This window comes from Photorhabdus sp. CRCIA-P01 (assembly GCF_003545805.1).
GTDB classification, from domain to species: Bacteria; Pseudomonadota; Gammaproteobacteria; order Enterobacterales; family Enterobacteriaceae; genus Photorhabdus; species Photorhabdus antumapuensis.
Genome location: NZ_NMQR01000080.1, coordinates 1 through 11,690, shown reverse-complemented (window position 1 = coordinate 11,690; position 11,690 = coordinate 1). Strand labels below are relative to the sequence as shown.

Annotated in this window: 9 protein-coding genes, 1 tRNA gene and 3 pseudogenes; 5 read left to right on the top strand and 8 right to left on the bottom strand. The window is 42.3% G+C overall.

Annotation, left to right across the window (positions count from 1 at the left end; translation table 11 throughout):
• Nucleotides 1-267: 267 nt before the first annotated feature.
• Nucleotides 268-789: a hypothetical protein gene (locus D3222_RS22760; protein WP_232832635.1), complete on the top strand. Its 522-nt coding sequence runs from the start codon at nt 268-270 to the stop codon at nt 787-789.
• 616 nt (nt 790-1,405) lie between these two features.
• On the opposite strand, the gene D3222_RS22755 is transcribed toward D3222_RS22760, so the two are convergent.
• The 5 genes from D3222_RS22755 to trmB all read right to left on the bottom strand — a co-directional run bounded on the left by D3222_RS22755 (nt 1,406) and on the right by trmB (nt 5,277).
• Nucleotides 1,406-2,356, bottom strand: a complete 951-nt coding sequence (locus D3222_RS22755) for a siderophore ABC transporter substrate-binding protein (RefSeq protein WP_118988146.1) — start codon at nt 2,354-2,356, stop codon at nt 1,406-1,408.
• 117 nt (nt 2,357-2,473) lie between these two features.
• Entirely contained in the window at nt 2,474-3,196 is a 723-nt protein-coding gene (locus D3222_RS22750) for a DUF2884 domain-containing protein (protein ID WP_118988145.1), read from the bottom strand.
• A gap of 28 nt (nt 3,197-3,224) precedes the next feature.
• Nucleotides 3,225-4,151 carry a glutaminase B gene (glsB, locus tag D3222_RS22745; RefSeq protein WP_118988144.1) on the bottom strand — a complete coding sequence of 309 codons (927 nt, stop codon included), beginning with the start codon at nt 4,149-4,151 and terminating at the stop codon, nt 3,225-3,227.
• Nucleotides 4,152-4,231: 80 nt separating this feature from the next.
• Nucleotides 4,232-4,558: a YggL family protein gene (locus D3222_RS22740; protein WP_118988143.1), complete on the bottom strand. Its 327-nt coding sequence runs from the start codon at nt 4,556-4,558 to the stop codon at nt 4,232-4,234.
• Nucleotides 4,558-5,277, bottom strand: coding sequence for a tRNA (guanosine(46)-N7)-methyltransferase TrmB (gene trmB / locus D3222_RS22735; protein ID WP_118988142.1), 720 nt, complete (start codon nt 5,275-5,277; stop codon nt 4,558-4,560). The genes D3222_RS22740 and trmB overlap by 1 nt, the downstream gene beginning before the upstream one ends.
• Nucleotides 5,278-5,518: 241 nt before the next feature.
• On the opposite strand from trmB, the gene mutY reads away from it, so the two are divergent.
• The 4 genes from mutY (at nt 5,519) to D3222_RS22710 (ending at nt 8,235) form a co-directional block, all read left to right on the top strand.
• Nucleotides 5,519-6,559 carry an A/G-specific adenine glycosylase gene (mutY, locus tag D3222_RS22725; protein ID WP_118988140.1) on the top strand — a complete coding sequence of 347 codons (1,041 nt, stop codon included), beginning with the start codon at nt 5,519-5,521 and terminating at the stop codon, nt 6,557-6,559.
• 30 nt (nt 6,560-6,589) lie between these two features.
• The gene (locus D3222_RS22720; protein ID WP_118988139.1) at nt 6,590-6,862 is read left to right on the top strand and encodes an oxidative damage protection protein; all 273 of its coding nucleotides are present in this window, start codon (nt 6,590-6,592) and stop codon (nt 6,860-6,862) included.
• Between the two features lie 63 nt (nt 6,863-6,925).
• Nucleotides 6,926-7,999, top strand: coding sequence for a membrane-bound lytic murein transglycosylase MltC (mltC, locus tag D3222_RS22715; protein ID WP_118988138.1), 1,074 nt, complete (start codon nt 6,926-6,928; stop codon nt 7,997-7,999).
• 160 nt (nt 8,000-8,159) lie between these two features.
• Nucleotides 8,160-8,235: transfer RNA gene (locus D3222_RS22710), tRNA-Phe, on the top strand.
• Between the two features lie 354 nt (nt 8,236-8,589).
• Here the strand turns inward: D3222_RS22710 and D3222_RS22705 are convergent.
• The 3 pseudogenes from D3222_RS22705 to D3222_RS26310 form a co-directional block, all read right to left on the bottom strand.
• Nucleotides 8,590-9,965 (bottom strand): annotated as a pseudogene (locus D3222_RS22705) (IS4 family transposase).
• Nucleotides 9,966-10,047: 82 nt separating this feature from the next.
• Nucleotides 10,048-10,140, bottom strand: a pseudogene (locus D3222_RS26900) (DUF1281 domain-containing protein); the annotation flags it as partial.
• 754 nt (nt 10,141-10,894) lie between these two features.
• Nucleotides 10,895-11,239, bottom strand: a pseudogene (locus D3222_RS26310) (RHS repeat-associated core domain-containing protein); the annotation flags it as partial.
• Between the last annotated feature and the right edge of the window lie 451 nt (nt 11,240-11,690).

The following is an 11,690-nucleotide window of genomic DNA, read 5'->3' as shown; positions in this document are numbered from 1 at the left end:
ATATAAAGATTAATTAATCTCTCTACAAATATATTTATCCATATAGATAATGGTTAATATCGATCATAAATAAATACATTAATTATAATTTAATAAAACTATATTCTACACAAGATTAATTTTTTAATATATGTAAATTACGACACAATAATATCATTTAAATTATCTCAAATACGACTATATTTAATTTGCGCTTGGTTATATTTTTATTTATAAGCACAAGCATTTAAAAAATTATCTTTAATTTCACTTTGATTGAAGTGAAGAATGAATATTGAAAATAAAGAAATGTTATATACTTTATCCAAAGAAGACCTCGCTACAGCACTGACTCCGTATTATAAAGATTGTTATGATCAACTTTCCGATCATCAAAAGGAAAATATCAGCTTTGACATGGTTGTAAATGATGCTTACAAGAGATTGCATTTTAATAATTCAGCTCCAACTTACACTGATGGAATATTAAAACCAACAGAGTATGCAGGTGTATCTCAATGTGTTCTTGCAATTGGTGCAGTTGTCGCTGGTGCTTTTAGTCTTGCATTCAAATTCATGGGCATACATGAATCTGAAAGACATTCGGCCACGCAAGTATTATTGAAAAAATTAGGTCATGATGCTCTACGTGAGTTACTTACTATAGTTAAAGACCTTAAAAATTCGACTTCTATTATTGATAAATCAAAGAATACTTGGTCATTAATTTCTGAAGTTAAGAATGATATAAGTATTTCTGGAATAATTAATTCCTTAAAGGAGTCAATGCACTGGCTGGTCCTGCTATAGCCACATTGGTGCTTGACTCTGTAAACGCAGTTAATGTTTGTTTATAAAATATTTATCGGCAATCTCATCCAATTATCAAGGAACTTATTATTTATTATAAATTCCTTTTAATATAAATATCATTATTCATATTATACACCCGAATAAATCAGATGCTCAAATATAAAAAAACAATGTTTTCACCTTGTAAATTCAACATAACAATTACCATTAACATCTACAAATAATTTTTCGGTCAATTATATATGACAGAAATATATTTATCATTTCTTAATAACGATATTAGTTTTCACACTATATATTATAACAAATTAACGTTCTATTTTATGAATAAATAAGACATTATTTCGAATGGAAAAATTTATCTATCTTTTTAATTATTAATGCTAGAAATACGAATAATAAGCTCACTATTCATAGAATAATACACCCACCAGTCCCAAGATGTGAACACAATAACCAAACGACAAATCATTGCTGTACGATAGTCACTTCACTTAAACCAAAAACCTGACAGCCACCAGCATAAAATAACCGATAACTGTCAGACCAAACCTAAAACAATCCATTGTGGAACTTCAATCACTGTTCAAATTCAAAATGGCACATGACCTGATTAAAGGGCATCAGCCACCGCATTAACTTGTGCTGACAGACTCTCCAAACCACCGCCAGACAAATACCACAGATCAGACTTCAGATAAGTAATTTTACCATTCTTATACGCTGAAGTAGATTTCACTTTATCATCTTCAAACTTCGCTTTATCTAGCTTACCGGCACCAATTGCTTCGCTGCGGTCAATAATTAAAATCACATCTGGATTAGCCTTAGCGATCATGTCAGAAGTCACTACAACGCGTTTGGTTTTACCCTTACCAGCAGGAATAGGTAATTCCGCTTTCCGTGCTTTAACCACGTCATACACTACGCTCTGGTTATTCAGCATTAGTTTATCTGCGTTATGTAACAATACTAAAACTTTTGCCTCAGCAGATTTAGCTTTATCCTGAGCTTTAGCAATGGTTTTCTCCAACTCAACAATCTGATCTTTCACTTCACTCTGTTTACTAAATAATTCACCTAATAACGTTATGTTACTTTCAACTGAAACCAGATAATTTTTGCTATCAGTTCCCAAATTAATTGTCGGTGCTATTGTTGACAGATTTTCATAGAAAGAACCTTGACGGCCGGTAATAACGATTAAATCAGGTTTAATTTTCGCCAGTTTTTCCAAATTTGGCTCTTTCATCCCCCCTGCATTTTCTAACCCTTTAGGCAGGCTATTACGGAGATATTCAGGCGTATTACCAGTAGGTAATGCCACAACCCGATCTGACAGACCTAATTTAACTAATGAATCATAAGTACCGAAATCAAATGAAACAACTTTCTGAGGATTCTTTTTGACCTCAGTTTCACCGGAAAGGTGCTTAACCGTGACCTTATCATCAACCTGAGTTGTAACTGCATTTGGTGTGAATACAGCAGATTTCTGACTAAATGCGGAATGGCTTGCAACAGCAAATAACGATACCAGAACGACAGGAATTATCTTTTTCATATATCGCACTCCAAGAAAGAATATTTAGTAAGCATTTGCATTCTAGGTAGCGAAAAAAATATGTCAATCCAAATAAGAATCAATTTCAAATTGATTCTTATTTGTGATTATTAGCAACTATTTAATAGAATTCAGTAATTCGATTCTTTGTTGCTCAAGGCCGCTGACCTTACCACAAACCTCTTTGCCAAAACGCTGGAAATCTTCTTCCTGAGTTTTCCATTCAGCTTTCAAATTATTCTGCAACCCACCTAAGCTACCAAACAAAGATTGCAATGCCTGATTATTATCACCATTCAAACTGAATTGTTTATTACCAATCTCATTAATGCTGTCTTGTAACACTCCACCAAGGCTCTGTTCAATTAAGCTACGGCTCTCTTTTTCAACCTGCTTAATCGCCTGATGATGAAATGCTATACCCTCTGAGTGGGTTTCAATAATTCGGCTTATCTGTTTATTAAGCCCTGATTCAAGATCAGACAACCGGTTACGCACATTGCTATCCTTACCGATAGTATCTACTACCACTTTATCCAAGGATTTACGGGCCATTATCAGATGTTTTCCGGTTTCCTGTTTAATCCAGGGCAAATCCTGCCGCAAAGCCCGCTGATAACGTTGTGCTTTCTGACGCTGTTCTGTATTTAAACTTAAGTTCTTACCATCACGAATTACTGAGCCATCAGGTGAAATCTGGAGATTGCCACTTGCCCCCACAACCTGAACTGATTGAGAAGTAATAATAATGTCATTCCGTGGATTTACCTGGCATTCATAACCTGCCTGAGCCTGAGTAACAAATAGCAAAGATGCAGCAATAATAATTTTGCGGAACATGTTTTCTCCTAAGAAAATCACCTGAGAGTTAAAAAATGGATCGACCAACACGATCGGCTAACAGTTCTAGGGCAGCACAACCGGCTAAAGAGTTCCCCGATCGATCTAATTCCGGTGACCAAACAGCAACAGTAAGCTCTCCCGGCACGACACACACGATCCCACCGCCAACGCCCGATTTTCCTGGCATACCAATTCTGAATGCAAATTCACCGGAACCATCATACATACCACAGGTCATCATCAGTGCATTAATCTGCCGGGCCTGACGTGGACTAAGGATTTGCTGCTCAGAACCTATCGTACTCCCCTGATTAGCCAAATAAATGAAACATTTGGCAAGCTCAATACAGTTCATTTTCAAAGCACAATAATGCAAATATGTTTGCAGTACTGCGAGCACATCGTTATCGAAATTACCGAAGGATTTCATCAGATAAGCAATCGCTGCATTGCGGTGAGAATGTTCCATTTCAGAACGGGCAACTTTGCTGTCGTAACAAATATCAGGACAACCAGCAAGTTTACGCACCACTTCCAGCATACGCTGTTTAGGTGCACTCAATCGCGACTGCAACATGTCACATACAATTAATGCCCCCGCGTTAATAAAAGGGTTACGGGGCTTGCCTTTTTCTAGTTCCAACTGGACTAATGAGTTGAATGGCTGACCAGAGGGCTCTTGCCCGACCCGTTGCCAGATCTCTTGTTCCTGATAACGCGTCATGGCTAAAGTCAGACTTAATATTTTAGAAATAGATTGAATCGAAAAACGCTTCTCAGCATCTCCGGCATGAAATATCCGCCCATCGATGGTACAGATAGCTATTGCCAGGTTATCAGCAGGAACTTCCGCCAGTGCAGGAATATAATTTGCCACTTTCCCTTGGCCAATCAGGGGACGAACTTGTCGCAAAATATCCGACAATAACGTATTAGAGAACGTTGTACTCACTGATTTTACTCCTGACAGGGGCACCTATTAAAGGTGCCCCTGTTGTTATTCACTCAGGCTATTTTACAGCGATATGTTACTCAATCCCACCAAATATCAAACAATTCAGAGGTCATAACATCTTCCATACCGCGATCCTTCAACCATTTTTCAACCAATTGGCGGTGTTCTTCTGTACACATACCAATTTTTTGTAAACAGATTAAGCCGTCCCAATGCAGATAACCGCTGGCATCCAATGCTAAGCCATTGGATTCAATCAGCTCATCAATAAATGCATCCACAGTGCTATCGATAACATCTATAGGTGTATTAGACGGGAAATTCCACTTAACAGAAAAACCCAACTCTTTAAATTCATCAATATGCATCTTTTTACGCAAACGACGACTGCGGTTTTTAGCCATTACTTAATCCTCTTAAACATTATGTCCCATACGCCATGCCCCAACCTCTGACCGCGCAATTCAAATTTCGTTATCGGGCGTGAAAATGGACGCGGCACATAATTACCATTTTCAGACAAATTAAGGTAATTATCTACGCCATTCATCACTTCCAACATATATTCAGCATATGGCTGCCAGTCAGTCGCCATATGGAATACGCCACCCACTTTCAACTTGCTTTTTATCAGTTCCACAAATGGTGGCTGTACAATCCTGCGTTTATTATGACGTACTTTATGCCATGGATCCGGAAAGAAAAGCTGTACCATTTCCAAACTATTATCCAGGATCATGTTTTCCAGCACTTCAATCGCATCATGGCACATCACCCGCAAGTTACCGATGTTTTCATCTTCAGCGGAAGCCAGACAAGCGCCGACACCAGGTACATGAACTTCAATGCCAAGAAAGTCTTTTTCTGGATTCTGACTTGCCATTGTGACAAGTGATGCCCCCATGCCAAAGCCAATTTCCAGCACCACAGGGGCTTCTCGCCCAAAAAGTGCTCCCAGCTCCAGTTTTTCCGCCTGATACTCAACACCTATTTTTGGCCAGAGATCATCAAGTGCTTGTTGCTGACGATTAGTTAACCGGCCCTGACGACGAACAAAACTCTTAACACGGCGCAACGCCCTGCCATTCTCATCAAATTCCGGTGAAATTACGTTATTTATCATGGTATTTCTGTCAGTTTTAAAGGCATTTATTCAGCCGTCTATGGCTGCTTCACCAGCAAACCACCTAAAGAGAGCGCATTATCCAAAGATGGCCGATTTTAGCAAGTCCGATAGTGATAAGTACAATTTTAATACTAAATTGCGTAGCGCCGTGAAAACAAAGTTCCGGTTTACAGCGAGGTTACACTATGTTGCAATCCTATTCACGAAACACTGATTTTCCCTAAAGACAATTATCCCAATGATGGAAGCAAAGCAATTCTCCACAGTGGTACTGGATTGGTACCATCGTTACGGTCGTAAAACCCTGCCTTGGCAACTGGAAAAGACCTCTTATCACGTCTGGCTTTCAGAAGTGATGTTGCAACAAACTCAGGTTGCGACGGTCATTCCCTATTTTCAACGTTTTATTTCGCGTTTTTCCGATGTGACTTCACTTGCCGCAGCCCCCCTTGATGAAGTCCTTCATTTATGGACCGGCCTTGGTTACTACGCTCGCGCTCGTAATTTACATAAAGCAGCACAACAGATTGTGGAACGGCACCAAGGTAAATTCCCGACAACTTTTGAAGATGTTGTTGCTCTACCTGGCGTTGGCCGTTCAACAGCAGGTGCAATCCTTTCACTTTCTCAAGGTAAACATTTCCCAATTCTTGATGGCAACGTTAAACGGGTATTGGCCCGCTGTTATGCCGTGGAAGGTTGGCCTGGTAAAAAAGAGGTTGAAAGCAGCCTTTGGCAAATCAGCACCAATGTAACGCCGGTACAACAGGTGGAATATTTTAATCAGGCGATGATGGATTTAGGCGCAATGGTTTGCACTCGCAGCAAGCCGAAATGTGAAATCTGCCCATTAAATCAAGGATGTATTGCTTACGCTAACCATAGCTGGACAAAATATCCAGGTAAAAAACCTAAACAGAGCATTCCTGAGAAAACAGCTTATTTCCTGCTGATGCAGAATAATGATTCTGTCTGGCTAGAACAGCGCCCACCAACGGGGATCTGGGGTGGTTTGTTTGCGTTTCCTCAGTTTGAGAGCATGGATTTATTAAATGGCTGGCTAGAACAATCAGGTATTTCTCACAGTAAACACGAACAACTTACCGCATTCCGCCACACATTTAGTCATTTTCATCTAGATATTGTGCCGATAAAAATAAATATTTTATCCTTTACTACCTGTATGGATGAAAATAAAGGACTTTGGTATAACTTACAGCAACCCGCGACTGTTGGGCTGGCAGCGCCAGTTGAATATCTATTACAACAACTGAGTTGAATCCCATACTCGCTATTTTGAGGATTTATTATGAGTAGAACTGTTTTTTGTACTTTCTTACAACACGAAGCCGAAGGGCTGGATTTTCAGCTTTATCCGGGCGAATTGGGCAAACGCATTTTCAATGAAATTTCCAAAGAAGCGTGGGGACAATGGATGAGCAAACAAACCATGCTGATCAATGAGAAAAAACTCAGCACCATGAACCCGGAAGATCGTAAATTGCTTGAACAGGAAATGACTAAATTCCTGTTCGAAGGTCATGATATTCAAATTGATGGATATATCCCACCAGAAAAATAATATTTAGCTTTCATCAGGGCCACCGGCTCTGATGTTGTATTCAACACCAGATGGCAATGTAAGATGAAAAAACTGTTAGCGCTGTTTGTTATTGCCCCAATTCTTGTTTCCTGTACCAGCAACAAAAATAGTGAATACCGCGAAGAATATATAAAAGATACCAATGGTTTTGACATTTTGATGGGCCAGTTTGCTCATAACATTGAGAACATTTGGGGGTTGCATGAAGTATTAATCGCAGGCCCAAAAGATTACGTTAAATATACCGATCAATACCAGACCCGCAGCCATATCAATTTTGAAGCTGGAACAATCACGATTGAGACAATTTCTCCAATTGACCCCACAACTTATTTACGTAAGGCCATTATCACGACCTTATTAATGGGTGATGATCCAGGTTCCGTTGATCTCTATTCTGATACTAACGATATTCAGATCAGTAAAGAACCTTTCCTTTACGGACAAGTTATGGACAATAACGGCCAGCCGATTCGTTGGGAATGGCGAGCAACACACTTTGCAGATTATCTGATTACCAACAAATTACAAAAACGCCAATCCGGTTTACATGTCATTTGGTCTGTCACTATACAACTGGTACCAAACCATTTGGACAAACGTGCTCATAAATATCTGCCACTGATTCGTCAAGCTTCCATTAAATATGGCATAGATGAATCCCTAATTTTGGCAATTATGCAAATAGAATCCAGCTTCAACCCCTATGCGGTCAGCCGTTCTGATGCACTTGGGTTGATGCAAGTTGTACAACATACTGCTGGCCGTGATGTCTTTAAGATAAAAGGTAAATCAGGGCAACCAAGTCGTAGTTATCTATTTGATCCAGAAAATAACATCGATGCTGGTACAGCATATTTATCAATATTACAAAACAGTTATCTGGTTGACATCACTAATGCAACATCTCGCCGTTACGCAGTAATAACGGCTTACAACGGTGGTGCAGGTAGTGTATTACGAGTATTTTCTAGCGATAAGAAAAAAGCGGCTCAAATTATCAATAAAATGGCACCGGGTGACGTTTATGAAACCCTGACAACCAAACATCCATCGGCAGAATCACGTCGCTACCTGATGAAAGTCAATACTGCCCAGAAAAACTACCATCATTAAAACATTAAAATATTAAGAAAATAACGGAGAGCCATTTTTCTACTCTCCGTTATTATTTTACCTATATTTCTAGTCAATCGAATAATTTCAGAGCACAAATCACTATTTCCAAAGAAATCTATTGACGGGCTCTACCAAATACGGTTTAATGCGCCCCGTTGCCCGGATAGCTCAGTCGGTAGAGCAGAGGATTGAAAATCCTCGTGTCGGTGGTTCGATTCCGCCTCCGGGCACCAATTCAAAGTGCGCTTGTTGGGAGATGAAAGTGAAAACTCAATGGGCAACCAATACAAGAACCCGAATGTATAACTGTAGTTAGTTTAGCTTTTCAGTACTTCAATATTGAATTGAACATAAGGGTTGCCAAGCTAGGATACCTAAAACTTTAGGTGTCCTTTTTGCTTAGGAACGCAATACTTACAAGTTCTATTGCAACTGTCAAGCAGCCCAAACCAAAATCAACGAATTAATTAACACGATGTTGTAATCGGTTATTCAGCTTTCTTAATTGATCAGCAGAAGGTCAGTTATGGGAAATTGCATCAGTTCAAAAAAATTCCCCATCTTGCAACCTGTCTCTTGATCATATTTCATAGATCAAGAGACTTGGACAGTAAATAACCTTCAAGGATGGTTTGTAACATGAACCATCCTTGCCACAGCCTTTCCCATCCCACTCGGCCATTTCGTTTTGAGTCATACCAACCCGCTAGGTTTCCCAAATTAATATAGGCCCAGTAAACACTTGGCGCTGTCTTAGAGACCTTTTTCTTTTCTTGCTTTACCCACAATAATTTCCACGCTAGCGGGCTTAATAGCGTTTCACAACTCTGTTTTTCCGCCTCTGATCTATTGAGACCCACATAGCGCAACTGATGAACACGCACGGCGATAAACGCCAGGATCACCACCATTTTTTCCAGATTTTCTTTACGTTGCATCCGCAGCGCTTCTACCTGTGTCCCGCCACTTTTCCATGCTTTGTGAAACTCTTCAATGAGCCAGCGTTTTTCATACTAGTCCAGAATACGGTGGGCATCTTCTTTACCTTTTACCGGCTCCGATGTCAGAATGTGCCAGCTCAGCTCCTTGTCGTTATTTGTTTCCTGACAACTCACATAATACAGCGGTATCGGCTCCCCTCGTTTATTGGCCGGCATTTTGAGCGTGACAGGGGCGTAACGGACGTCGCAGAGAGCTTCACGCGCCTTACGCCCACCTCTTTGTTTAACCTGAACGGTTCTTTTATCTGCGGGCTGCAAAGATTCACTGAACAGATAAAGTTTATCTGAGCTTTGTTCAATGCAACGGCTTTGCATTGAACGCACAATAAAACGCTGCTGATGCGTGATTTTATAGGTCAGATAGTCAATAATGTCTGCTCGCGATCACAAACTGAAATGACCTTATTCATATCACTGCCAAGACGAGTTTCTGTTGCCTGAGAGGCGCGTTCCCACTGATAACTTTCCTTGTCTTTATACGGCCGGGAAGCCCGTTGCGCTTTCTTGCCATAATGACTCAACTCCCTCGTCCAGCGCGTTTGTTCAATCAGGCCAATGACCTGTTCTTCTCTGGGGGCAAAAAGCAAAACGGAATGGGCATGCAGGCCGGTGGCACTTTTTCGTGATGCGGTATACCCCATTTCATCCCGAACCGTCTGATGAGTGAACTCCAGTGAGGTTGTATCTTCCAAGGCCAGCAAACAGTCATAGGACTTAGCTTGTTCAGCCGTTGCTGCAAATCCGGCCTCTGCAATGGCCGTTGCGTCAATGGCCCGGTTACGTGTAAATCGATAAGCGGCTTCAATATCCGCAGGTGTTTTGAGTGATTGCACAATAGATTGCCCGATATGGTTGGCTAAAGAGGCGGTGAATTTGATAAGACGCTGGGTTCGTCGGCTATCGCCAAAATTTGCGCGAGAAAAAGTCTCATAAGCCCATTGTTCTGCGTGAGTTTGGAACATTTTACCGTACCTCAATGAAATAGTTATTACTAAGATCAGCAAAATAGAAAAAGATTCAAAAAAATCCCCCGATTTTTTATCAGGGGATTTGTGTATGAAAGACAGATTGTCGCAGGGCATCCAGTTGGTCAGGTTGGCCAGTGATGTTCAAACGATTGGCGTACCACTTCGACATAGTAAAACATCCTCTTTTTTACCTGAAAAAGGGCACACCTTGTGAAAGCAATGCCCCCACAGGCAAGTGATAAGTTCGGAATTCTTATACCACTACACTGCTGCCCTGGCCTGAGAATCGCTTTACTTAAACTCGTTTTTTTTGTCAAGGTGAGATGATCGGACGTTTACGCTACAGGAAGTGATATACCCGTTAAATCCTTAAAGCCCTTTGCAGCCCCAGTAGTTGTCCAAGTTTTCAATTTATCTCTGCCAGCATATTGCTCGATTGAGTCTGAAACAGTGTTAGCTATCAAACCATTATTGTAATTACTCAGTTCTCTGCTTATTTTTGATGTTTGTAGTCTTTTGGTTTTCAGCCCTGCTTTATCCAGGATTAGTGAGGTAATTTTTTTTACCGCCGTTTTGCCGGCCAAACCACCAAGCGTGCCGCCTATCGTTGCCCCTGTGATGGTGCCTACGCCGGGAAGCGCGACAGAACCTAATGTTCCTCCCAGCGCAATGCCTGCACTTGTTCCACCCAGGCCACCAAGGGCAGATGTGATGGTGGAAGTAAACACACTGCCCCCTTGTTTGGCTAACATCTGCAATCCGCGTGTGCCATCAGCAGTGGCATCAACAGCGTCATGAATCGTATTTACCGCGCTGGTAATGGCATCCAGACGATCGGCGTATAAACGGATGGCTTTGATATCCTCAGACCGCGAGGCGCTTTCAAACTCTTCTACTGCTGAATCCATTCTGGTGAGCGGCGCGGGCGCTCGTCCGTCAGTATCGTGTAGCGTGACCGGATTGTTTCTGACCATACAGTAGAGATTCAGTCCTTCCGCCGGGCCGTCGGGATCGCTGCTGATCCAGCGCCCGGCCCAACACTGATAGTAGCGAAAGCCATAGTAATACAGCCCGGTAGCATCCCGCTCCTTGCCGGAGTAACGCACGGTTTTATAGTTTGCTTCTGTCTGACTACGGGCGGCCCGGATGGCCGTGCCGCCATAAGGGTAGTACTCTTCCTGAGTGATAATCTCTCCCTGCTGATCCAGCTCCAGCGTGATATCGCCGTTCGGACTGGCATAGCTATAGCGTAGCTGGTTATTCTGCACAACAACGCATTCCAGTGCGAACTTCACCGACGAACGTCAATTTTCCTAATGCCCTCAGTCAGTTATAACCCGTTTTTTCCAATGTCCGTTCACCGCCGAACCCAAAACCCCCTGACGCGCTTTTCGCCCCCGACGGCCCGTTTTTCCCGCCGGGCCTTTGTCAGCGTAGCGCCTTTTTCGGCAACGGGCGAACGTCGCCCAGCTTGCCTGGGCGGCGGACGCACGTTCTGCGGGCGCGGGCGGCACAGAGCCCGCAAGCGGCGCCCCTGCGACGCTCTGAGGCACTGTGGCTTCGGGTTGCGCATGGCCTTGCGACCACACGGTTTTGTTCAGGGAAGCCCCCCGGGGGGCTGCACGGGGCGGCGATGGCGAGCACGGCAACGAGCAACGGAGCGCAGCGCAGTGTGAGCCGCGCGCAGCCAGTGAAGCAGGGTTGGGGCGGGGGGCGGTA